At 63.1% G+C, this 21,544-nt stretch carries 22 protein-coding genes; 12 read left to right on the top strand and 10 right to left on the bottom strand.

From position 1 onward, the window contains the following. Positions 1-52: 52 nt before the first annotated feature. Entirely contained in the window at positions 53-532 is a 480-nt protein-coding gene (locus ABEA12_RS06165) for an acyl-CoA thioesterase (RefSeq protein WP_210099729.1), read from the bottom strand. A gap of 116 nt (positions 533-648) precedes the next feature. Here ABEA12_RS06165 and ABEA12_RS06160 point away from each other — a divergent pair, with 116 nt between their 5' ends. From ABEA12_RS06160 to ABEA12_RS06150, 3 genes are all read left to right on the top strand, one after another. Continuing rightward, positions 649-1,992, top strand: coding sequence for an MFS transporter (locus tag ABEA12_RS06160; RefSeq protein ID WP_210099728.1), 1,344 nt, complete (start codon positions 649-651; stop codon positions 1,990-1,992). A 238-nt stretch (positions 1,993-2,230) separates the two neighbouring features. Further along, complete coding sequence (locus ABEA12_RS06155; RefSeq protein WP_210099727.1) at positions 2,231-2,668, top strand: hypothetical protein; 438 nt, start codon at positions 2,231-2,233, stop codon at positions 2,666-2,668. Continuing rightward, positions 2,665-2,994 carry a winged helix-turn-helix domain-containing protein gene (locus tag ABEA12_RS06150; RefSeq protein ID WP_210099726.1) on the top strand — a complete coding sequence of 110 codons (330 nt, stop codon included), beginning with the start codon at positions 2,665-2,667 and terminating at the stop codon, positions 2,992-2,994. Before ABEA12_RS06155 ends, ABEA12_RS06150 begins: the two co-directional genes overlap by 4 nt. 9 nt (positions 2,995-3,003) lie before the next feature. Here the strand turns inward: ABEA12_RS06150 and ABEA12_RS06145 are convergent, their stop codons facing one another. Both ABEA12_RS06145 and ABEA12_RS06140 read right to left on the bottom strand, forming a co-directional pair. Next, positions 3,004-4,392, bottom strand: coding sequence for an NAD(P)/FAD-dependent oxidoreductase (locus tag ABEA12_RS06145; protein WP_210099725.1), 1,389 nt, complete (start codon positions 4,390-4,392; stop codon positions 3,004-3,006). Positions 4,393-4,422: 30 nt separating this feature from the next. Next, entirely contained in the window at positions 4,423-6,384 is a 1,962-nt protein-coding gene (locus ABEA12_RS06140) for a S9 family peptidase (RefSeq protein ID WP_210099724.1), read from the bottom strand. Between the two features lie 266 nt (positions 6,385-6,650). Here ABEA12_RS06140 and ABEA12_RS06135 point away from each other — a divergent pair, with 266 nt between their 5' ends. From ABEA12_RS06135 to ABEA12_RS06125, 3 genes are all read left to right on the top strand, one after another. Further along, a complete protein-coding gene (locus ABEA12_RS06135) occupies positions 6,651-7,958 on the top strand; it encodes an Nramp family divalent metal transporter (protein ID WP_210099723.1) in 1,308 nt (435 codons plus the stop codon). Between the two features lie 118 nt (positions 7,959-8,076). Then, positions 8,077-8,628, top strand: coding sequence for a DUF1697 domain-containing protein (locus tag ABEA12_RS06130; protein ID WP_210099722.1), 552 nt, complete (start codon positions 8,077-8,079; stop codon positions 8,626-8,628). Between the two features lie 74 nt (positions 8,629-8,702). After that, entirely contained in the window at positions 8,703-9,329 is a 627-nt protein-coding gene (locus tag ABEA12_RS06125) for a trimeric intracellular cation channel family protein (protein ID WP_210099721.1), read from the top strand. An 8-nt stretch (positions 9,330-9,337) separates the two neighbouring features. On the opposite strand, the gene ABEA12_RS06120 is transcribed toward ABEA12_RS06125, so the two are convergent. Further along, positions 9,338-10,594: an MFS transporter gene (locus tag ABEA12_RS06120; protein WP_210099720.1), complete on the bottom strand. Its 1,257-nt coding sequence runs from the start codon at positions 10,592-10,594 to the stop codon at positions 9,338-9,340. A 5-nt stretch (positions 10,595-10,599) separates the two neighbouring features. Then, a complete protein-coding gene (locus ABEA12_RS06115; protein ID WP_210099719.1) occupies positions 10,600-11,142 on the bottom strand; it encodes a TetR/AcrR family transcriptional regulator in 543 nt (180 codons plus the stop codon). A gap of 113 nt (positions 11,143-11,255) precedes the next feature. Between ABEA12_RS06115 and ABEA12_RS06110 the strand changes: the two genes are divergently transcribed. The 3 genes from ABEA12_RS06110 (at position 11,256) to ABEA12_RS06100 (ending at position 14,482) form a co-directional block, all read left to right on the top strand. Continuing rightward, the gene (locus ABEA12_RS06110) at positions 11,256-12,830 is read left to right on the top strand and encodes an MFS transporter (RefSeq protein WP_210099718.1); all 1,575 of its coding nucleotides are present in this window, start codon (positions 11,256-11,258) and stop codon (positions 12,828-12,830) included. Between the two features lie 300 nt (positions 12,831-13,130). Further along, positions 13,131-13,334: a transcription antiterminator/RNA stability regulator CspE gene (gene cspE / locus ABEA12_RS06105; RefSeq protein ID WP_007271190.1), complete on the top strand. Its 204-nt coding sequence runs from the start codon at positions 13,131-13,133 to the stop codon at positions 13,332-13,334. Positions 13,335-13,489: 155 nt separating this feature from the next. Continuing rightward, complete coding sequence (locus ABEA12_RS06100) at positions 13,490-14,482, top strand: LLM class flavin-dependent oxidoreductase (protein WP_210102437.1); 993 nt, start codon at positions 13,490-13,492, stop codon at positions 14,480-14,482. Between the two features lie 71 nt (positions 14,483-14,553). Here the strand turns inward: ABEA12_RS06100 and ABEA12_RS06095 are convergent, their stop codons facing one another. Beyond that, a complete protein-coding gene (locus ABEA12_RS06095; RefSeq protein ID WP_210099717.1) occupies positions 14,554-15,048 on the bottom strand; it encodes a hypothetical protein in 495 nt (164 codons plus the stop codon). A gap of 134 nt (positions 15,049-15,182) precedes the next feature. Between ABEA12_RS06095 and ABEA12_RS06090 the strand changes: the two genes are divergently transcribed. Next, positions 15,183-15,440, top strand: a complete 258-nt coding sequence (locus tag ABEA12_RS06090; protein ID WP_210099716.1) for a hypothetical protein — start codon at positions 15,183-15,185, stop codon at positions 15,438-15,440. 81 nt (positions 15,441-15,521) lie between these two features. Further along, positions 15,522-16,457, top strand: coding sequence for a LysR family transcriptional regulator (locus ABEA12_RS06085; protein ID WP_210099715.1), 936 nt, complete (start codon positions 15,522-15,524; stop codon positions 16,455-16,457). Here the strand turns inward: ABEA12_RS06085 and ABEA12_RS06080 are convergent. Together ABEA12_RS06080 and ABEA12_RS06075 are read right to left on the bottom strand one after the other, a co-directional pair. Continuing rightward, on the bottom strand, positions 16,454-16,789 hold the full coding sequence (locus ABEA12_RS06080) for a DUF202 domain-containing protein (RefSeq protein WP_345466979.1): 336 nt from the start codon (positions 16,787-16,789) through the stop codon (positions 16,454-16,456). The two genes, ABEA12_RS06085 and ABEA12_RS06080, sit on opposite strands and share 4 nt — an antisense overlap. Next, a complete protein-coding gene (locus ABEA12_RS06075) occupies positions 16,786-17,175 on the bottom strand; it encodes a YidH family protein (RefSeq protein WP_210099713.1) in 390 nt (129 codons plus the stop codon). The genes ABEA12_RS06080 and ABEA12_RS06075 overlap by 4 nt, the downstream gene beginning before the upstream one ends. A gap of 164 nt (positions 17,176-17,339) precedes the next feature. Between ABEA12_RS06075 and ABEA12_RS06070 the strand changes: the two genes are divergently transcribed. Beyond that, positions 17,340-18,428 (top strand): enoyl-CoA hydratase/isomerase family protein, encoded by a 1,089-nt coding sequence (locus ABEA12_RS06070; protein WP_345466975.1) that lies wholly within the window; start codon positions 17,340-17,342, stop codon positions 18,426-18,428. Here ABEA12_RS06070 and ABEA12_RS06065 read toward each other — a convergent pair. Continuing rightward, positions 18,425-19,618: an MFS transporter gene (locus ABEA12_RS06065; RefSeq protein WP_210099712.1), complete on the bottom strand. Its 1,194-nt coding sequence runs from the start codon at positions 19,616-19,618 to the stop codon at positions 18,425-18,427. The two genes, ABEA12_RS06070 and ABEA12_RS06065, sit on opposite strands and share 4 nt — an antisense overlap. Before the next feature lie 53 nt (positions 19,619-19,671). After that, a complete protein-coding gene (locus ABEA12_RS06060; protein ID WP_210099711.1) occupies positions 19,672-21,429 on the bottom strand; it encodes an FMN-binding glutamate synthase family protein in 1,758 nt (585 codons plus the stop codon). Positions 21,430-21,544: the final 115 nt, after the last annotated feature.

Below are 21,544 nucleotides of genomic sequence, written 5' to 3'. Positions count from 1 at the left end.
GTCAGGCTACCAGCGAGGCAACCCTTTGAATAGGGCCTGCTCAGATACTGGATTATTGTTTCAGCGCGACGAGGACAGCTGTTGGCCACGGCGCGGATTCCTGGGCCCCCTCGGGCACGCAGACCGTGACGAAGCGCCCCTGCGCAGCGAGCACGGATTCGCGTCCTTCATGCCGGTGCCCCCAGACCTTGAAGACAAAGGCCATCGAGGAGGTACCGATGCGTTCAATGACCACCGCCGCACTGACTTGTTGCCCGAAATAGAGTTTTGCGCGGTAATCGATCTCCTGACGCACCCGGGGCGCAATAGAGAAGTACGAGTCGACTCCCAGTTCACGAAAGAGCTTGGCCTCGGTTGCCTCGACAAGGCGCATGATGACCGAGTTGTGTTGGTGTCCGGCGGCATCGGTGTCGACCCATTCAATGTGGCGATCGAGGCTGGTTCCGGCCGTGCCTGAGGAAAGAAACTCCTCCAACTCGCTCGCAACTGATGGTAAACGGCCCTCATCGATCTCAAAATGATTTTTTGTCACCGTAAAAATTCTTCCATTTAGGTCTTGTTACGCACGTCACTTTAACGACATACTACAGGCACGCGTTGATAAACCACCAGCACCATTCGACACCTTTTCTCATAAGGAGCCCAAGCATGGCGGCATCACAAACCAGCACCGAGTGGAACATTCCCAAGCGCACGACCTCCGTGGTCCTCCTCGCCTGTTGGCTGGCCATCCTGGCCGAAGGCTACGACGTCGGCGTGCTGGGGGCGGTGCTGCCGGCCCTGGCCGAATACAAGGAGTGGTCGCTGACCCCGTTGGAGCTGGGTGGACTCGGGGCCTACGCGCTGGTCGGAATGCTCTTCGGCGCGCTGTTCATCGGCACGCTCAGCGACATCATCGGCCGACGCAAGATGCTGCTTCTCTCGATGGTGATCTTCACTATCACCCAGGCCGGTGCCGCACTAGCTCCGACCCCGGAGCTGTTCGGGACCTTCCGCTTCCTGGGCGGCCTTGGCATGGGCGGCATCATTCCCGTTGCCGCCGCATTGACCATTGAATACTCGGCGCCCAAGAAGCGCTCGATGAACTACGGCATCATGTACTCGGGCTATTCCCTGGGAATCGTCGCGGCCGCTCTGGTGGCCATGGCACTGCTGCCGACCCTTGGATGGCGCTGGGTGATTGCGGTTGGCACGTTGCCCGTGCTGATCATTCCGGTGGTCGCCTGGATGCTGCCCGAGTCCCTTGAGTACCTGGTTTCCAAGGGCAGGATCGCCGAGGCCAAGGCCCAGGCGGCGAAGCTGAACGTGCGAAACTACAACCCGGTGGCACCAGCAGATCCGGGAAGGCGCATCCCGTGGCGCGAGGTCATGGCCTCGATGTTCTCAGGCAAGTACCTGCGTTCGACAATCTTCTTCTGGATCTCGCTCTTCTGCGGCATGGTGCTGGTCTACGGGCTGAACACCTGGTTGCCCCAGATCATGCGCAAGGCCGGCTACGACTTGGGGTCTTCCCTCGTATTTCTGCTGGTGTTCTCCCTGGCCTCGGCCATCGGCGGATTGATCCTGGGCTCCCTGGCCGACAAATTCGGTCAGAAGCCGATCCTTGTGATCTTCTACCTGCTCGGCGCCGGCGGCATCCTGCTATTGATGTTCCCCAACACCATGTTCATCAATCTCTGCTTCGTGGCGTTTGCCGGAATCGGCTCGATTTCCACCTCACTGGTGCTCACCGGCTACATCGCCGATTACTACCCGGCTGCACAGCGCGGCACGGCCACCGGCTGGGCGCTGTCATTCGCCCGCATCGGCGCCATCTCAGGCCCGATCATCGGAGGATGGATCGCCTCGACCGGGCTGAGCTTCGAGTTCAACTTCATCTTCTTCGCGATTGTCGGTGTCATCGCGGCGATTGCGGTCTCGCTGATACCCAAGCGGATCGTCGAGGCGCCCGTGGCAACCCTGGACAGCGAGCGCGAGGTAGCGCTCGACTAACACACTGGATCCACGCCGGGCACGGCCCCAGGGCGAGGCGATCGCGGAAGCAGTGCGGAACCATGGTGTTCCACCGCGGGCGCCTCGCCCTTTGCCGTCGATCTGCCACATACAGGTCCCACCACTGCCCGCCACGTGTCGGGCACATCGCGCTTCCTACCAAAAAGTACTTGACAGATTGGAAAGTACTTTCGTAATATGGGATACAGTAAGGAACACAAACCTTCAGGAGCACCCCATGGACAACAACCCACTTACACCGGCAGCGGCCCAGAACCTCCTTTCCGAGGCCGGCCGCCTCGGAGCGGCATCCCGTTCGGGTGCCAGCTGGCCGCAAATCACCATGCTGCTGGGCCTGGGCGCGATCTCATCGATCTCGCTGCTCGCCTTCTGGCTCGTCGGACAGGTCGATGAATCCCTGATCTTGATCCCGATGACCGCCTTGTTGGTCTGGCTGGGCATCTTCATGGCCATCATGCTCTATTTCGGCAAGTCGACCAAGCAAGGTTTCACCCGCCGCTGGCTTCTCTACATCGCGGTGTGGGCAGTGCTCTGGGCCGTGGGGTGCTTCATCGGGCTGTTCTTCTTCAAGGACGACCTGTGGTTCTTCGCGGCAACCGCGGCCGCCATCACGATCGCCACGGCGTGGGGCGCCTGGACCGAGGCCTCGAAATGAGCCACGACAAGGCGGAGGAAGGCATCCCGGCCGAGCACCCGCGCCACCAGCTGGCCGAGGACCTCGCCCACCCGGTGCGGTTCTCCTTGGTGGCGGCGCTGGCAGCCACCGACGAGACGGAGTTCGCCGTCGTCCGCGACCACCTGCAGGTCAGCGATTCGGTGCTCAGCCGCCAATCCTCACAGCTGGAGACCGCCGGCATCGTCCGCATCCGCAAGGGCTACATCGGAAAGCGGCCGCGCACCTGGCTGTCACTGACCAAGACTGGGCGAAGAACCTGGGCCCAGCACCTGGCGGCCCTTCAGGAAATCGCCTCCGGCGCCTGAGCCCGGCGACTACCGGCCGGAGATCCTGTCGGCGATCACGGCGATTGGCGAGGTGGATCCCCGGCCCCCTTTTTCGTGCTCGTCGGCGCGGTGGTACATCGCGTACATGCCCTGCACCGCAAGCCACCGCAGGGGCTCGGGTTCCCAACGCCGCACCTGCCGGTTGACCCACGGCATCGCGGTTGCCTTGGTCTTGCGGCCCAGCACCAGGTCGGTGAGGGTCCGACCGGCGAGGTTGGTTGCTGTGACCCCGGTGCCAACGTATCCACCGGCAAATCCCAGGCCGGTCGCAGGATCGAAATTCACCGTTGCACGCCAATCCCTCGGTACCCCAAGAACCCCGGACCATGCATGCTCGATCCGGGCACCGGCCGCGGCCGGGAACATCGCGTGAAGGATGCCGGTCAATGCGCCGACGGTCGCCGGCTGGGTTGCCCCGTCCATGTCGGTGCGCGATCCGTAGCGGTAGGGAACCCCGCGCCCGCCGATGGCGATGCGGTCATCGTCGGTGCGTTGGAGGTACACGTACGCGTGGGCAAGGTCCTCCAGTGTTTCGCGCCCCTGCCAGCCGATGGAATCCCATGCCTTCGAATCCAACGGCTGGGTAACGATCATCGAGGAGTTCATCGGCAACCAGTCGCGGTGCGACTGGGCAAGGTTGGCCGTGAATCCCTCGGTCGCCCTCAGCACGGCCGCTGCCCGCACGGTGCCGCGCTCGGTTACCGCGGACGGCCCCTTCCCGTTTCCCGCGGCGCGGATCTCGGTGACCAGGGTGTTCTCGTGGATCTTCACGCCCAGGGACTCGACGGCCCGGGCCAAACCACGCACCAGCCTCGCGGGGTGGATGCGTGCGCAATGCGGGATGTACATCCCGCCCAGCGCCCCGGCCACCTTGATCCGCTCGCCCATGGCCTTCCCCGAAAGCCTCACCGCATCATCCTCGGGCCATTTGAGCTGGTCCTTGGCCATCGCCTCGAGCCGGGAGAGCTGTGCGCGGTTGCGCGCCACCAGCAGTTCCCCGCCCTTGTGGATATGCGCGTCGATGCCCTCGGCCGCCGCCACGTTGATGACCTCGTCGACGGTCTCGTTGAGCATTCGCTGGAAGTCGCCCACCAAAGCCCGGCCATGGGACTTCACATACCCCTCGCGGCCCCCGGTGATGGTGTTGGCAAGCCATCCGCCGTTGCGCCCCGAGGCGCCGAAGCCGGCAAAGCGCGATTCAATCACCGCGATCCTCAGCGACGGATCGGCCTTGGCCAGGTAATAGGCGCTCCACAACCCCGTGTACCCGGCACCGACGATCGCCACATCGACATCCATATCCCCGGCGAGCGCCGGACGCGGGACCGGCAACCCGTCCTTCGCGTACCAGAACGACACATTCCCGTTTGTGGTCATGGTGCACCTACCTTTCCTTCGTTCCTGGGGTTAGCTAAGTTCGAGCACCGGAACATCGGCGTCGAACCCGAAGACCGCGGCATAGAACGCGAGCGAGGTTTCCAGGGCGCTGATGATGTTCTCGGAGCGGCGAAAGCCGTGTTGTTCACCTTCGAAGAGTACGTAGGCGTGCGGGATTGAATTGGCGGCCAGGGCGTCGGCCACCACCTGGGACTGGGCCGGCGGAACCACTTTGTCTTGGTCCCCCTGCAATAGCAGGACCGGGCAGCTGATGTCCTGCACATGGTTGATCGGCGCACGCCGGGCGTAGAGCTCGGCGGCCTCGGGGTAGGGCCCAACGAGCGATTCCATGTAGCGGGATTCGAAGTCGTGGGTGTCACGCACCAGGCCCACCAGATCGGAGACCCCGTACCGGGAGATACCGGCTGAGAAGAAATCCGTGGTGGTCAACGCGCTGAGCACCGTCCAGCCTCCGGCGCTGCCGCCCTCGATGGCCAGCCGGTTCTTATCGGCCAGCCCTGCCTTGACAAGGCCCTGAAGCACCGCGACGGTATCCTGCACGTCGACAACGCCCCATTGGCCGCGCAGCCGCTGGCGGTAGGCACGCCCGAATCCGGTGGACCCACCGTAGTTCACGTCAACCACCCCGATGCCTCGGGAGGTGTAGTAGGCGATGGACAGTGAGAGCTGGGCAAAGGCCTGCGAGGTCGGGCCTCCGTGGACAAACGCCACATAGGGCGGAAGATCACCTTCGGACCCGATGAAGTTGCCAAGCTTTGGCGCATACACATGGGCATAGACCCTCGCACCGCCCTTCGTGGAGAACTCCATGGCTTCGGCGCCGGGCAGCGCCGCCGGATCGGGGAGGTCCTTCAGTGCCAGGGAAATATTCCGGACCTCGGAGGTGTCCAGGTCGATGAGCCGCAGCCCGTCGCCTTCCACCAGCGAGGTTGCCGTGGCCAGCAGCTTGTTCCCACGCAACCCGGAGGGCGAGATGCGGGTGAAGGGCAACTTGATCTCTTCCAAGGCGCCACTGGGGATATCTAACGTCGCCAGGGTGGTTCCGTGGGTGCCATGGGTGACCAACAAGGTGTTCTCGTCGCGCACCTTGTACCAGCTCTGGCCCACGGCCCACAACGGTCCGGCGAATTCCTCGTCCCGCTCGCACAGCGGGCGCTGGGACGAGGTTGCCACCTCATGGAGGTACAGGTTCCACCATCCGCTGCGGTCCGAGACGAACACGATGCGTTCATCGCAGATCCACTCCGGTTGCAGCACCGATTCGGTGGTGGAGCCTGCCAGCACCGTGTCGTTGGCCGCGCTCAGGCCCTCGAGATCCGCCACGTGCAGTTCGGTTCCGTCCCAGGGCATCTGCGGGTGCTCCCAGGAAATCCAGCTGATCCGGGTGCCGGCGGGATTCAGCCGCGGGGCGGCAACAAAGCGCGAGGAAGCCGTGGTTTCGATGATCCGTGACGATTCGTTGGCTGCCGAACCGTCCAATGGGATCGCGGCGATGTAGCGGCGCAATCCATCGCGGTAATCCTCGCAAATGGCCAGGACGTGACTTTCGGTGGGCCCGGGAACGATCTCGGCGAAGCGCAGCTGCGGGTCCCCGTCGTTGCCCGCACTCGCGGGCGTCAGGGGTACCGGGGTGCCGCCATGGGCATCGATGAGATACATGCGTTGGTCGGAGAAGTTCACGAACACCAAGCGGTGTCCCGCACCGGCAGCAATGGCCGCCCAAGAGGCCCCTCCGTATTCGTTGACCCGGCTGCGCACGCTGTAGGGGGCGGACAGCAACTGGCGTGTGGGTCCATCGGTTTGCGCATCCCGGGCCAGGATCGTCAATCGTCCCCCTTCCGCGGGCAGGCCCTCAAGCCACCACAATTCGTCTCCGGCGAACCCGCCGCCTCCCACGGGAGTGGTGCCGACGGCAACATGTTCTGCGGAAATGGGCGAGGGCCAGGAGCCGTAGGGCAAACGCGGAGTCATGGTGCGATCCTAGTCGCCGGGGACGGGCAGGTCACTGACCACCGAGCGCCGGAGCGTTCCTGGATGCGGTGTCTGCCGCCCAGGTACGCGATCCTGCCGGGCACCGCCCGAAAGCTGTATTTTTGGCCAACGACCACTAGTGTGTTCTGCAATGCGTCAGGCACGGCAGAACATCCGGTGGCCTGTTCCTTCCGGGGACTAAGCGGGAAGCCACCGGGCGACGCCGGATACACGAAACGCAGTTCCAAGCAGTGAGGGAAAAGCACATGCCTACAGACGAGAATCCACCGGCGGGTACCGCGGTGCATGCCCAGCGCACCGACGACGACGGCGGCAAACCGGCAAAGTGGAAGGTCGTCGGCCCCGGCCTGGTCGTCGCTGCCACCGGCGTCGGCGCCGCCGACATGGTCGCGACCCTGGTCGCGGGCTCCCGCTACGGGTATGCCCTGCTCTGGGCGGTGATACTCGGCGTGATCCTGAAGATCATCCTGGTCGAGGGCGCCGGACGCTTCACCCTGGCAACGGGCAAGACGATCTTCGAGGGATGGCGCTCGCTGGGCCGCTGGACTACCTGGTACTTCGGTCCATACATCATGCTCTGGGGCTTCGTCTACGGGGCCACGGCCATGTCCTCTGCCGCCTTGCCGCTGGCGGCGTTGTTCCCCGGCATCGACTTGAAGCTCTGGGCCATTCTCATGGGGCTGGCCGGCTTCGCGATGGTTTGGTTCGGCCGATACTCCATCTTTGAGAAAGTCACCGCGGTGCTGGTGGGCATCATGTTCATCACCGTCGTCGGCCTGGCCGTGATCGCCGTCCCCAACATCCCCGAGATGTTCTCCGGGCTGGTCCCGATGGTCCCCTCCGGCGGCCTTGTCTACACCCTGGCGCTGGCCGGCGGCGTGGGCGGCACCATCACCCTGGCGGCCTACGGTTACTGGTTGCGCGAAAAGGGCTGGCACACGCCCAAGTGGATGAAGGTCATGCGTATCGACAACTCCATGGCGTACGTGATCACGGGCATCTTTGTGATCGCCATGCTGATCGTGGGTGCGGAAGTCGTGCGCGCGGCGGGCATTTCCCTCAGCGCAGGAGACACCGGCCTGCTGGACCTGGGCACGGTACTGAACGAAAAGTACGGAAAACTGGTGGGAACCGGCTTCCTGGTGGGATTCTGGGCGGCTTCTTTCTCCTCGATCATCGGCGTATGGAACGGCGTATCGCTGATGTTCGCCGACTTCTGGGGCAACATGCGCGGCAAGGAATCCGGGCACCCCGACACCCGCACGGGCGGCAAGTACTTCAAGTTCTACGTCCTGTGGCTCACTTTCCCGCCGATGGTCCTATTCCTGCTGGACAAGCCCATCGCCCTCATTCTGGCCTACGGCGTGCTCGGTTCGCTGTTCATGCCGTTCCTCGCGCTGACCCTGCTGGGCCTGCTCAACGGCAAGCGGATCCCCAAAAAGTGGGCCAATAGGGTACACACCAACATCCTGTTGGGGCTCACCGCCTTGCTCTTTGTTTCGCTCGGTGTCCAACAGCTCTATAAGGCCGCAGCTCCCCTTTGGGGTGGCTGAATCCCGGGCAGTTCGAGGTCTTCGGAGCCCTGCGCGCGCAACCGGCGGACAGTGCCCCGTGTTATCCGGCCACCGTCTTGATGGACACCGCAGCGCTGGCCGGAGCAAACTTGGATACATGAATCTGCATGCAATCTTCCTGCGCGGCGTCAACGTCGGTGGCGTCAAGATCCTGATGAAGGACCTTGCCTTGATGCTGGAGGACGCCGGCTTTTCACCCGTCAAGACCCTGCTGGCCAGCGGCAACGTGGTCCTCGGCAGCGCTGGGCTGGATGCCTGCGCACTGAAGGAACGCATCGAGCAGGTGCTGGAGACACGCTACGGACGGGTGATCCCGGTGATCGTCATGGACACCGGAGAGCTGGAGCGCATCGCGGCCGAATATCCCTTTATTGCCCCGGATGACGGGATCGCCCGCCACCGTTATCTGGTGCTCACGGGAAGCCATCAGGACGCTGCCACGGTGTTCGAGCAGGCTCCTGGACCCGGGGAGTTCGAACGCGTGGAACGCATGGGCAACTGCATTTGCTGGGAAGTGCCGCGCGGGGAAAGCCTGGTTACCGAGCTGGCCAAGCACTTCGCCAAGGTAGCTTCCAAGACGTTGGTGACCACCCGGAACATGAACACCATCGAGAAGGTCCTCGATGCGATGAGGACCAATGCCCGGTGAGGTGCGTGTTCTAATGGGAGTTCCGGGCGTTCGCGCCAGCCAAACATGAAACCTGAGGATATCCGCCAGTAACCATGCCCCTGCTATTGGACCTTTTGGGTGTCTTCTTCTTCGGTGTCTCCGGGGCCCTTTTGGCCGCACGGCGTGGTTTCGACATCATCGGGTCGTTGCTGCTGGCCGGGCTGACCGGGATCGGCGGCGGAATTGTCCGCGACGTGATCCTAAGCGAGATCCCTACGGCCTTCGTCAACCCGTACTATTTCATTCCCCCGATTCTGGCCACGCTGCTTGTCTTCTTCGTGGCCCCCGGGGTGCAACGGCTGATGCGGCCGTTGCTGATTTTCGATGCGGCGGGCCTTGCACTTTTTTGCACCTCCGGCACGATCATGGCATTGGACGCGGGGATGAACCCGTTTGCCGCCACCTTGCTGGGTGTGACTTCCGCCGTGGGGGGCGGCTTGCTGCGCGACGTCGTGGCCAACAAGACCCCGTCGATCTTTGATCCCCGGGACCTCTACGCCGTTCCTGCCATGTTGGGCGCTGGCCTCATGGCCGGATTGTGGGTCATGGGGGTCCAGGGCTGGGTTTGGGAGTTGGCCGTGGCCTCGGTGGTCTTTGTCCTGCGTGTGCTTTCGTTGAAGTTCCGCTGGCACGTGCCCAAGGCCGTCGGCCCGTGGCACCAGGATACCGAACTACGCTAGAAGCGCCCTTAGTCGATTCGCTCGAGCAGGCTGAGGGGGTCGGGGTCGCCGTGGCTGTCCTCGATCTTTCGCGGACCGTTGATCATCACCGCTCCGGTGAGCATCACAAGGATGCATATCGCGAGCATCCCGAACGAGGCGCTCCATCCGCCGGTTGCGTCCTTAACGATGCCAAAGAGCAACGGCGCTATCGCTGCTCCCCCGTAGCCTAAGCCTTGGCTAAACCCGGAAAGCACTCCGGAACCGTAGGTGGTGCGTGAACGCAGGTTCATCATGAGCAGGGCAATGGCAAAGGTCCCCTGGCCCAGGCCGGCGAACACCACCCACAACGCGGTGTGTTCGGTCGGGGAGAGATACAGGCCAAGGTGCCCGGTGATCCAGCATGCGGTGAAGATCAGCACGGCAACGATCGGGTTGCGCAGCCGCGGCACCCACAATGGCACCAGCAGTGCCACCGGCAACCCGAGGATCGCAAACAGCGCAAGCATCGAACCGGCGGTCATCGTATCCAGCCCCTGCGCGGAGAGGTAGGGGGGCAACCAGGTGAAGTAGACATAAGTTTGCGCCGAGTTGCCGGCCAGGAAGATCGCCAAGCCCCAGGCGACAGGCGACTTCCAGGGGTTGATCCGCACCGGGGGCTCGGCGATGAGGCCGTTGACCAGCGGGTTGTCCGGCCGTGGGTTTGTGCGGTCCGTGAAGAGCTGGATGCCCCAGGGGATCAGCACCACTGCCGAGAGCAGCGCCCAGGCTGCGATGGAGGTCCGCCAATTGCTCGCGTTGGCAAGCGGCACTGAGAATTGCGGGCTCATCCAGGTGCCCACGGCGAGCATCGTGACGTACCCCGAGGTCATCAGCCCCACGTAGTCGGGGAAGTATTTCTTGACCAGCGGCGGCAACACCACATTGCCCATGCCGTACCCGGCCAGGGTGATGACCGAGAGCAGCAGAAACGTCGTTACATCCCCCACCACGGCGCGCACCAACTGCCCGACCACGGCCAGCAAGACGGCACTGAGCAAGACCTTTTCCAGCCCCCACCATCGGATCAGGCGCGGGGTCAGCAGCCCGAACCCGGCGAACACCACGGGCGCGAGCATGGCCAGCAGACCGGTGGAAAACGAATTGAATCCCAGTTCCGGGCCGATGCTTCCCAGCAACGGCGGAACTGAAACCACGGCGGCGCGCAGCGAGAGGGCCATCAGCAGAATGCCCAGCAGCGCCCCGATCCGGCCTGCCATTTTTTGCCGTGGAGGGGTCAATACCATGAAGCCTAGTTACCGTTCTTGAGTCGTTCCACTTGGTCCAGCAGGTGCTCCAAGTCAGGTGCGAACGTCCCTTGGGACCATGGCCCGGGCATGGACGTTTGGTAGTACAGCCCTTCACCGATCAGCATGATCGTTTCGGCTACGTACTTGTCCTTGACCTCGGTACGAATCAAGTCAAGCCATCCGGCATGCACTGCATCCAGGGCCTCGATGGACGCTTCCAGCCCTGCTTGGGCCAAACGCAGCACGGCCAGGAAGTAGCGATCCAAATCGCTGCCGATGACGGTGGATGTACGAACAAAGTACCGCGAGGCGCCCTCGGGGGACGCGGCCATGTGCTCCAGATCCTCTTGGTGCGCTTGGAGGAGTCGTTCGATGACGGCCTGCGCCAGGGCTTCCTTGGAGGCAAAGTGGTAGAGCAACCCACCCTTGGAAACCCCCGCGAGGGCTGCGGTGGCTTCGATGGTTGCCGCGCGGTCGCCCTCGTCGCAAAGCATCGAGGCGTAGGCGTCGACGATTTTTTCCTTGGCTAATGGCGGTCGAGACATGTAGTGAACCATATCCTTTTCCTGTAGGCATCGTCACATTGTAACTGTACCGTCCGGACGGTACAGTTACTGATACCGACCAACACTTACCTTTTCCCAGGAAACAGATCACCATGAGCACTTCACGCCTATCGGGCCCCACGCTGAACCCAGTCGCCGGCACGCTGTACCGCCACCGCTGGGCAGCACTTGTTGTGCTCATGTTCCCGGTGTTATTGATCTCGGTGGACAACACTGTGCTCAGCTTCGCAGTCCCCGCACTCTCGGCGGCGCTGGCCCCCACCGGCAATCAGCTGCTGTGGGTCATCGACATCTACCCATTGGTGCTCGCCGGGCTATTGGTCCCCATGGGATCACTGGGCGACCGCTTTGGACGCCGCCGCCTGCTGTTGATTGGCTCCATCGGGTTCGCGGCGGTCTCCGCCGCGGCATCATTCGCCAGCAGTGCCGAGCAGCTCATTGCCGCACGCGCCGGGCTTGGCATCTTTGGTGCCATGCTGATGCCGGCGACGCTCTCGCTGATCCGCAACATCTTCAACGACCCGACCGAGCGCCGCAAGGCCATCGCCATTTGGGCCGCCGGATTCTCCGGCGGTGCGGCGCTGGGCCCGATCGTCGGCGGCCTCCTTTTGGAGCACTTCTGGTGGGGCTCCGTCTTCCTGATGGCCGTCCCCATGCTGATTCCGCTGGTTGTCCTGGCGCCCGTATTGGTCCCCGAATCCAGTGACCCGAAGCCAGGGCCCATCGACCCGATCTCCATCGGACTGGTCATCATGACCCTTTTGCCGATTGTTTACGGCATCAAGGAGCTCACTGCGGCTGGATCCCCGCTGGTGCCCTGCATTGCCATTGCCGTGGGCATCACCGCCGGGGTGACATTCACCCGGCGCCAGCTAAAGCACAGCAACCCCATGCTCGATGTCCGCCTGTTCGCCAACCCCAGCTTCTCCTCGGCGCTGATGGTCAACCTGCTGAGCGTATTCGCGCTCGTGGGTTTCATCTACTTCATTTCCCAGCACCTGCAGCTGGTCGCCGGCTACACGCCGATGATGGCCGGGGTGCTCCTGGTCCCGGGGCTCGTGTTGACGGTGGCCACCGGGTTTCTGGCAGTGGGCCTGACCCGTCGTTTTGCCGTAAAGCACGTCATGGTGTGGGGGCTGTGCCTTAATGCACTGGCCTACGGCATCGTGATGCTCACCGGCCAGTCCGGCTCTGTACTGATCCTCATGGTCGCCTTCAGCGTGTTGGGAGCCGGCGTGGGATTGAGCGAAACCCTGTCCAACGACATGGCGCTCTCCGCCGTGCCGCCAGCCCAGGCCGGCGCAGCATCTGCGATTTCCGAAACGGCCTACGAGGTCGGTTCGGTGCTTGGCACCGCCGTGCTTGGGTCGATCCTCAATGCCGCGTACCGCAGCAATGTCGTGATCCCCGGCCAACTGCGTGGTGAAGCAGCAGAGAACGCCCGGCAGACCCTTGGTGGCGCTCATGAAGCTGCCGCAACGCTAAGCGATCCCGTCGCGGCAAGGTTGCTGGAATCAGCCGCGCATGCCTTCGACCAGGGCGTTCTGTACACCTCCGCGATTGCCATGGTGTTGGCGCTGGCTTCCGCGGTGATCGTCACATTCGCCTTGCGTTCGGTCACCGACCAGCCGAGCCCGGAACATGAAAGCGCGGAAGCGCGCCCATGATTTGCGGGTCCAAAGCGCACTTTGCGAAGCTCTCGATGCGCCTCGGGTTCCACCCATCGGGACGCTGCCCGATCTCATTTTTTGGCGTCGAACTTACCCCGCGTTGGCACTTGGCCGAAAAGTAGGGTAACGTATAACTCGTAGTTCTAGTTTTTCTCGCAGTAATTTCAGTGCAAACACCCCGTTGCCGGGGCCAGTACCTTTCTGAACCGCGTTGAATCACGTAGCTGCAAGTGGATTCCACAGTGGATTTCGCTCCCCTACGTCCCATCAGGACAGTCTCGAAAGGACACACCCATCATGGCAACAGGTACCGTTAAGTGGTTCAACGCCGAAAAGGGCTTCGGCTTCATTGCTCCGGACGACAACTCGGATGATGTTTTCGCACACTACTCCGCCATCCAGTCGAACGGCTTCCGTTCACTCGAAGAGGGCCAGCGCGTTGAGTTCGAAGTTACTCAGGGCCAGAAGGGCCTGCAGGCCACCGATATCCGCGCTGTCTAAGCTCGGATCATCACCTGCAGCTTTTAGCTGATTAGTTTGGGCGTCACTCCTTCGGGAGTGGCGCCCTCACTGCTTTAACCGGTACCGCCCGTTGAGGCGGAGTGCAGCTGGACACAATCGGGAATGAAACGAGCCGGCTGCTAGTTGCCGAATATGTGAGCATTCCTTTGTCGATCCTTGATCTAGCCCCCATCCGCCGTGGCAGCAACGCCGCCGAGACCTTCGCCCAGAGCGTCGCACTTGCCCAGACCGCGGAGGCCTCCGGCTACAAACGCGTCTGGTACGCCGAGCACCACAACATGAACTCGATCGCCTCCAGCGCCACCTCGGTGCTGATCGGCCACATCGCCCATCACACCGACACCATTCGGCTGGGCGCCGGCGGTGTCATGCTCCCCAACCACTCCCCCTTGGTGATCGCCGAGCAATTCGGGACACTCGAGACACTCTTCCCCGGCCGCATCGACCTCGGTCTGGGCCGAGCCCCGGGAACCGACCAGATGACCTTCCGTGCCCTGCGCCGGGACCCCTCGGCATCCGATGCGTTCCCGCACGATGTGCTGGAACTGCAGGGCTACCTCGGTGCCACCTCCCGCATCGAGGGAGTCAACGCCTACCCTGGCCAGGGCACCAACGTCCCGCTCTATATCCTGGGTTCCAGCCTCTTTGGCGCCAAGCTTGCCGCGCAGCTGGGCCTTCCATACTCGTTCGCCTCGCATTTCGCACCCGACGCACTGGTCCAGGCGACCACCACCTACCGCAACGAGTTCCGCCCCTCCGAGTTCTTGGCCGAGCCCCACGTCATCGCCGCCGTCGGCGTGGTCGCCGCACCCACCAATGCCGAGGCCCAAGCAACCTTCGAAAAAGTCCGGCGCGACCGCATCCGACTCTTCCTCGGACGCAACCGCCCAACCGAATTCACAAATGAAGAGGTGGAGATGTTGCTGGATTCCTCGCACGGCGAGTCGATCATGAAGATGCTCAAGTACACCGCCATCGGAGACGCCGCGACAGTCACCGACTACCTGAACGAATTCGCGCGCATCGCCCAGGCCGATGAACTTATCACCGCGCATCATTCCAGCGACCCGGCCCAACGCCTGGAATCCGTGAAGATCACCGCCTCAGCCATGGGCTTGGGCAACTGATCCCGCGCAGCAAAGGCCAGGGCCGCATCGGAAGGTTTTCGGTGCGCCCCTGGCCTTTCGTTTTTGCCTGACTAACGTCCCGGAAGCACCCAACGACGCACAGCCATCACCAAGGCAGAAATCAGCAGGAGCGTCAACAGCCCGTCCGCGGCAATGTAAAAGTAATGCCAGCTTGATCCGCCTGTCTCGACGCCCGCCAGCACGGAGTCCGTGCGCTTGGACAGGTAGGGCCTGATCAGCGCGACCTTGGCCAGCAGGACAAATCCAAGCCCCCAGACCACGCCAAGGAACGCCTTGTCCAGGCCCCGTCTGATGCACGATGCCGCAAGCACCAAAAAGAACAACACCTCCACGATGTTCATGGCGGTAAAGACCAGCTGCCCGATCCCCAGGCCCAAGCCAAGGGTCATTCCCGGGGCCAGGAACTTCAACGGCGTCTCAATAAACGAAATCCCTATCAGCAATCCCAGCCACAGGGCAGGTACAAGTACCCGGCCGGCGGCAGCCAGCAGTGCCCGGCGGCTGATGGCGGGGGTGAAGAATCTAGGGGAGGTATCGCTGTCCATATATCGACCCTACCCCCGTTATACACCGGTATCGGCGTACGGAAAAGTGCCCATTCCCATACGCGTCGATGGGACATAGGCTGTAATCAATCCGGGTTCAGGAGTAGATACCGGCACCCATGGAAAAGAGGGACATGATGGGCAACAGCTTTGATGACACCATCTTTGATCAACCAATTGACGATGACATGTACGAGCCCGACGACGGCCGTGACGGCCAGCCCTATGACGGCTCTTCCGACAGCCCGGAGTCCATGACGGCCCTCGACCCGTTACGCAAGCATCTCTATCTCTTGGACGACGACCTCGCCGCCGAAGACAAGGACCAAGACGAGGAAAGCGTTGAGCAGGAGTGGACCGAGGACGAAGCCCTCGAGGAGAAAAACCAGTAGGCCTCACTCCCGCCTAGGATGGGACGAGCGTGAGCCGTCGTTGGCGTACGCCCTCAAACCGTCCGAGGCTCAGGAGTCCCAGTGGTCAATCCGGTGCATTTGCGCACACTTCTTGAAGTGGTGGCGCACAACTCCTTTGCCGCCGCTGCGCTGGCCATGGGATACACCCCCTCCGCGGTGTCGCAGCAGATGTCGTCTCTCGAGCGCGACACGGGCACCACCCTCTTCGCTCGAAGCGCCAAAAGCATCGAGCCGACGCCCGCGGCGCTGACGATGGTCCGTCATGCCCAGCGCGTCCTCACCGACATCGATGCCTTGATGGCAGCGACGTCCACCCCCGACTTGGATCCCGGTGGAAATCCCCTGCAGGAACTGCGCATCGGGATATTCCCGTCATTGGCCACTTTCGCCGTGCCGCGACTGCTGGGCTCCCCCGGCTGGGAAAGATTGGGCATCGCCCTGCGGGTGAATGTGGGCGAACCACACCAGACCATCACCGGGCTGCGCCGGGACGGGGACCTTGACCTGTCCCTGATTTTTCAGGTTGGCCAGGCCGGGCTTGCGTGGCCAGCAAAGGTCGAGCGCCAGTGGCTGGGGGACGATCCCTTCCGGGTGGTGGTCCCGTCATCCTGGAAGCTCGGCGGCGCCTCGGTATTCAGCGCCACCCAACTGGCCGACATGCCTTGGATCATGCACCACCCCGGGACCAGCGACGCAACGGTGATCTCCCGGATGTTTTCCGCCTTCAACATCCATCCACGCGTGGTTGCCCACAGCGATGATTTCAACGCCTCGCTGCACATGGTTGCCGCCGGGCTGGGAGCGGCACTCGTTCCCGAACTTGCCATGCGCCGGGCCCCTGAGGGCATCCAAATCATCGACGCCCCGGAGATCCGGTTGGCGCGCAGCATCTTCGCCTTGCACCCAGAGGGTCGGGACAACCCCAAGGTCGGAGTGTTCATGGACCTGCTGGCCAAGGTGATGGCCGAACTGAGCCTGGGATCCCAACGGCGCTAGAAGACCAGCACCACCAGGATGCCGAGCACTCCCAGGCCCAGCACCGAGCCGCTCATCGCGAAGATCGCCAACACGTCGGCGTGCAACTGCTCCGCAGAGATGCCGAGGGACGAACGCGCATAACGGTAACGCTGGGTTCCGTAGATGCTCCCTCCCACCAGCAGCGCCAACGCGACCATCAGCAAGACCCCCACACCGTAGTGCGGCAACCAGCGCAGGAACACCAACGACGCCACGCTCAGCGAGAGCGTCGTCCGGCCCCATGACATCACCGTGCGCTCGGGTTGGAGTCCGGGGTCCTGGTGCTTGGGACCCATCCGTGCCGAGCTCAAAGCTTCAACGCGATCAGCACCGCCACGACCGCGGCCGCCACGGCGCCTCCCAGGCCCAGGATGGGGATGATCAGTGGCAGCGGCAGCGGCCTGGAGTTGCGCATCGACATCTCGACGCTGCGCCAGCGCACGGCTGCCCCCGCGCTGATCAGCATTCCGATGATGATCAGCAAGACGGCGATCCCCGTGCGCACCGGGCCGGGGAACGCGTCGATGGCGAACGCTTCGAGGGCGATTCCCCCGGCCAGGAAGGCCAACGCGGTGCGGATCCAAGCCAGGAAGGTGCGTTCGTTGGCCAAGGTGAACCGCGGATCCGGCTCCCTGCCCCCGGGCAGCACCCGTCTGGCAATGGATCCGCGTCCCTGGTTTTCGTCGGTGGATGCCATTGGCAAGCGTGCTCCCTCGTGCTGGGTTCCCCTGCCAGCGGCGAACCGGACCAGGCGGGCTGTGAAAAGTCCTTTCCAGAATACCGGCCAAGGATCACATATGACTCATCCGTCCGGTGATACAGCCGCGCGGGGCTTCGCTTCCGTGCGGATTCGGCGATACCTTGGCAACTAGCAGAACCGCGCACCTACGATCTGGCAACGACAGGACGATCACCATCACTACCGACATCCATTCCACCGTCAACGCTTCGCTTGGACTCATCGAGCTGCGACGGCCGGCCAGCATCAATGCACTGACGCTTCCGATGCTTCAGGAGCTCACCGACATCCTCACCGCGTGGAAGGACGACCCGCAGGTCTCGATGGTGGTGCTCCGCGGGAGCGGGGAGCGCGGCTTCTGCGCTGGCGGAGACATCAAGGACTTCCACCGCGCGATCATCGAGGACGACCATGCCGGTTTCCTGGAGCTGTTGTCACTTGAATTCGACTTGGACGCCATGATCGCGACCTATGCCAAACCGTTCATCACCCTTGTCCACGGGCTATGCATGGGAGGCGGGATCGGGTTGGCTTCACATGCGTCCGTTCGCGCCACTGCCCCCGATGCGCGCTTCGCAATGCCCGAAACCCGCATTGGGTACAGTCCCGATGTGGGCGGCACGCACCTGATGGCCCGGGCACCGGGGCACCTGGGTGAATACCTGGTGCTTACCGCTTCCACTTTCACCGGGGCCGATGCGGTGGAACTTGGCTTCGCCGACATGCTGGTCGACCCCGAACGCTTTGAGGAAGTGATCGATGCGCTTTCGGACTTCGAGTCAATGCCCGCACCGCAGGTCGCCGCCGGTCTCGAGGTCCTCTTCGGTTCCGTTGCCCCGTCCCCGTTGTCAGCGGAGCAACCCTGGATCGACGAGGCCTTCGGTGCACCCGACCTGGCCGGGATCCTCTCACGACTCGACGCAATGGCCCACTCCGGCGCTGCCGAGGCTGCAGCTGCCATCCGCGCAAATTGCCCAACGTCGCTGCAGAGCGCGCTTTGCGCCGTGCGTGCCGCCCGCGAGGAGGACCACTTGCGCTCGGCGCTTGATCGCGAGCTGCGCTTGGCCGACTACCTGATGCACCGCCCCGATTTGGCCGAAGGGATTCGTGCCCAGGTCATCGACAAGGACCGCAACCCTGCATGGAGCCCTGCCCGGATTGACCAGGTTGATCGGGAAGCAATCGCCTCGATCGTGGCAGGGGAGAGCTAGTCCTTCATCGAGCGCAGCGGCGCGATCGCCCCGATCGTCGCCGCTGCCATCGTTGATCCAAGCACCAGGAACACTCCCCCAGCGCCCAACGCCGTGGCGAATATGCCCACTCCCACGGGGATCACGGCCTGTCCCATCCTGTTGCCCAGCAGCCTGATCGACATCCAGGTCCCGCGGGTTCCCTCGGTGGCGAGCATCGTCACCACTGTCATGCTCAACGGCTGGCCAAGACCCAACCCCAAACCGGCTAGCACCAACAGCACCGCCATTGCGCCAACCGGCAGTTGAAGCATCAACAACCCGACCATGACCGCCGAGATCCCGGTGGATCCAAGCAGCAGCCGCGCCCTGCCCAGGGTGCGCACCAGCCTGTCCATCCCCAGCCTGGAGAGCACTGTTGCCGCCGCCCGCAGGGCCAGCAGATTGCCGATGGTCTGCGCCGGGATCCCGCGCTCCACACCCAGTGCCGGAAGGTAGACCTGCAACAGGTCGATGGTGCACAGCACCAGCATGCTCAACCCGATCGAGGCAACCAGGGTGTTGCGCGCTTCCGTTCCCACCCCCAGCGCGGTTTTGAGCTTCATCGGATCCTGCGCCCCGCTGGCGATGGCCGGGGACCCGTGCCTGATCATGAAAAGCGTCGCCAGCAACATCGCCAAGGCGGCCAGCAGGTAGGCGCGCAGCAGCACTGCGGTGTCCGGAAGCACCGCGGCTCCGCCGAGGAAGCCAAGGAGCAGTGGAGCCGCTGCCTGCGCAAGAGCCGTGACCGTGGTGTAGAGACCAAAGATCCGGTCCATGTTCTTGTTTTTTGCCGAGGCCAGACGGCTTTGTTCCCCGATGAGGCTCATGAGGTGTCCTACCCCGAGCACCAGGTTCCAGCCCAACAACGCCGCCAGCGAGTTGGCGGCAAGCAACAGTCCTGCCCCCGAAGCGATCATCAACACCGCTCCGCCCAGCAGGACGTGCCTTTCCTTGCCGACGTCGGTGGCCCTGCCGATGGCAATGGCAAGGAACACCGGCAGGATCGAAAAACTGGCCACCACCAAGCCCAGCAGCCCGGGATCCACACCCAGTTCCAATGCCTTGTAGGAGGTTGCCGGGCGAACCAGGTAAACGGCACCTTGCAGGAAGAAGGCATGTGCCAGCACCGAGGGGAAACCGACTTTCGGTGTAGTTCCGGTGTGCTCCATGGGCACGATTATCCCCAGCGCTTTAGCAGTGTGCGGTATTTGTGACGGCGGGCTTAGCCCTTCTTGGCCGCCGCCTTGGGGGCAGGCCGACCCTCTGGACGACCGGCACTTGTCTGTACCGGTGCAACGGTCCGGTGGGTCGAATCCTTGGGCTCAACGCGCTTGGGTGCCACGCTCCCGGAAACTTCCGCTGCCGGTTCCCGAGGGGTCGGCCAAGGCATCGGCGCGTACTGGCCGAAGGTGTCGGCATCGGCTTCCTGCCAGTCCACGGCCCAGCCGCGCGGTGGCTTGTCCAGCAGCTGGCCGGGCTTCAGCCAATTGTGCAACTTGGCGTAGCTGCGCGTTTTCAGGTGGTCGACGCGGCGCCGCAGCATCCTGGTGTTCAGCTGCTCCGGCGAGCTCACTCCCATGGATGCCATCAGCTGTGCAGCTTCCTGGACGGTGAGCTTGTGGTAATTGTGGACCCGGTTCCCCTTGTCCAGCACGTCCAGTGCGCGGTAGCGTCGCGGGTCCTGCGTCGTCACGCCGACGGGGCAGTGGTTGGTGTGGCACTTCTGTGCCTGGATGCATCCGGTGGCCATCATCATCGCTCTGGCGCTGAAGGTGAAGTCTGCCCCCTGGATCAGCCGCTTGACCACATCCGAGCCCGTAGCGACCTTTCCTGCGGCGCCGAGACGGATCTTGTGGCGAAGCCCGCAACCGACCAACGCGTTGTGCATCAACATCAGGCCCTCGGTCAGCGGGGTTCCCATGTGGTCCTCGTATTCCAGCGGGGCTGCTCCCGTCCCGCCTTCCGAACCGTCGACGGTGATGAAGTCGGGGGTGATCCCGGTTTCCAGCATCGCCTTGCACATCGCCAGTACGTCGGTTCGCAAACCCACGCAGAGCTTGAAGCCCACCGGCTTGCCTTGGGCCAGTGCACGCAATTCGGCAATGAACCCCATCAGTTCTCGAGGTGTGCCGAAGGCAGAGTGCGATGCAGGTGATATACAGTCAACGCCCATGGGCACCCCACGGGTTTTGGCGATCTCCTCGGTGATCTTTGCCGCTGGAAGCACGCCCCCGAGCCCCGGTTTTGCACCCTGCGAGAGCTTGATCGTGATGCCCTTGACATGCTCGTTTGCTGCTTTCCGAGCGAACTGCTCGGAATCGAAGTTTCCATCGTCGTCGCGGCAGCCGAAGTAGCCTGAACCGATCTCCCAAAAAATGTCGGCACCATACTCCAGATGGTAGGGGGAGAGCCCTCCCTCGCCTGTTTCTTGGGCGAATCCCCCCATTGCCGCACCCTTGTTCATTGCCAGCACAGCGTTCTGCGACAGTGCGCCAAAGCTCATCGAGGACACGTTCATCAGCGACATGTCGTAGGGCTGCGTGCAATCCGGTCCGCCGATACGCACGCGGTGCTGTTCGGTGGCGACCGCAACAGGTGCCGTGGAATGGAGAAGGAATTCGTAGCCGACCTCGTTGACGTCGCGTTCGGTGCCGAAGGCCTTGTGGCTGTCAGCGCCCTTGGCACGCGAATAGACCAACGAGCGGGTGTCACGGTCAAAAGGCCGCCCGTCGGTGTTGCGCTCAATGAAGTACTGCTGGATTTCGGGGCGGATGGATTCGAACAGGAACCGCATCCGTCCCAACACCGGGTAGTTGCGCAGGATCGCATGTTTCGTCTGCAAGACGTCATGGATCCCCAGCGCCAGCAGCAGGACCGCCAGCACGGCGACCGCCCACCAGCCGTCGGGCCCGAACGATGCCGCGACGATGGTGATGAATCCCAGCAAGGACAGAAGGGCAATAATCAGAAATCTCACCATGTCTGCGAGCCTACAACTTTCGCACCCGTTTGTGCGGGTTCGCGGAAACGAAACACCTCAGGACTGGTTCAAATACGTCACAACCTACTGATGGGTAAGTTTTTTATTCAAAACG

Source organism: Paeniglutamicibacter antarcticus (assembly GCF_039544305.1).
GTDB classification, from domain to species: domain Bacteria; phylum Actinomycetota; class Actinomycetes; order Actinomycetales; family Micrococcaceae; genus Paeniglutamicibacter; species Paeniglutamicibacter antarcticus_C.
Note: the sequence above shows the minus strand (reverse complement) of the source record. Positions and strands in the feature narration are given on the sequence as shown.

Bases quoted from the DNA above. Each gene is read 5' to 3' on its own strand.
- ABEA12_RS06160 (WP_210099728.1), top strand. From the start codon at position 649: ATGGCGGCATCACAAACCAGCACCGAGTGGAACATTCCCAAGCGCACG.
- ABEA12_RS06155 (WP_210099727.1), top strand. From the start codon at position 2,231: ATGGACAACAACCCACTTACACCGGCAGCGGCCCAGAACCTCCTTTCC.
- ABEA12_RS06150 (WP_210099726.1), top strand. From the start codon at position 2,665: ATGAGCCACGACAAGGCGGAGGAAGGCATCCCGGCCGAGCACCCGCGC.
- ABEA12_RS06145 (WP_210099725.1), bottom strand. From the start codon at position 4,392: ATGACCACAAACGGGAATGTGTCGTTCTGGTACGCGAAGGACGGGTTG.
- ABEA12_RS06140 (WP_210099724.1), bottom strand. From the start codon at position 6,384: ATGACTCCGCGTTTGCCCTACGGCTCCTGGCCCTCGCCCATTTCCGCA.
- ABEA12_RS06135 (WP_210099723.1), top strand. From the start codon at position 6,651: ATGCCTACAGACGAGAATCCACCGGCGGGTACCGCGGTGCATGCCCAG.
- ABEA12_RS06130 (WP_210099722.1), top strand. From the start codon at position 8,077: ATGAATCTGCATGCAATCTTCCTGCGCGGCGTCAACGTCGGTGGCGTC.
- ABEA12_RS06125 (WP_210099721.1), top strand. From the start codon at position 8,703: ATGCCCCTGCTATTGGACCTTTTGGGTGTCTTCTTCTTCGGTGTCTCC.
- ABEA12_RS06120 (WP_210099720.1), bottom strand. From the start codon at position 10,594: ATGGTATTGACCCCTCCACGGCAAAAAATGGCAGGCCGGATCGGGGCG.
- ABEA12_RS06115 (WP_210099719.1), bottom strand. From the start codon at position 11,142: ATGTCTCGACCGCCATTAGCCAAGGAAAAAATCGTCGACGCCTACGCC.
- ABEA12_RS06110 (WP_210099718.1), top strand. From the start codon at position 11,256: ATGAGCACTTCACGCCTATCGGGCCCCACGCTGAACCCAGTCGCCGGC.
- cspE (WP_007271190.1), top strand. From the start codon at position 13,131: ATGGCAACAGGTACCGTTAAGTGGTTCAACGCCGAAAAGGGCTTCGGC.
- ABEA12_RS06095 (WP_210099717.1), bottom strand. From the start codon at position 15,048: ATGGACAGCGATACCTCCCCTAGATTCTTCACCCCCGCCATCAGCCGC.
- ABEA12_RS06090 (WP_210099716.1), top strand. From the start codon at position 15,183: ATGATGGGCAACAGCTTTGATGACACCATCTTTGATCAACCAATTGAC.
- ABEA12_RS06075 (WP_210099713.1), bottom strand. From the start codon at position 17,175: ATGGCATCCACCGACGAAAACCAGGGACGCGGATCCATTGCCAGACGG.
- ABEA12_RS06065 (WP_210099712.1), bottom strand. From the start codon at position 19,618: ATGGAGCACACCGGAACTACACCGAAAGTCGGTTTCCCCTCGGTGCTG.
- ABEA12_RS06060 (WP_210099711.1), bottom strand. From the start codon at position 21,429: ATGGTGAGATTTCTGATTATTGCCCTTCTGTCCTTGCTGGGATTCATC.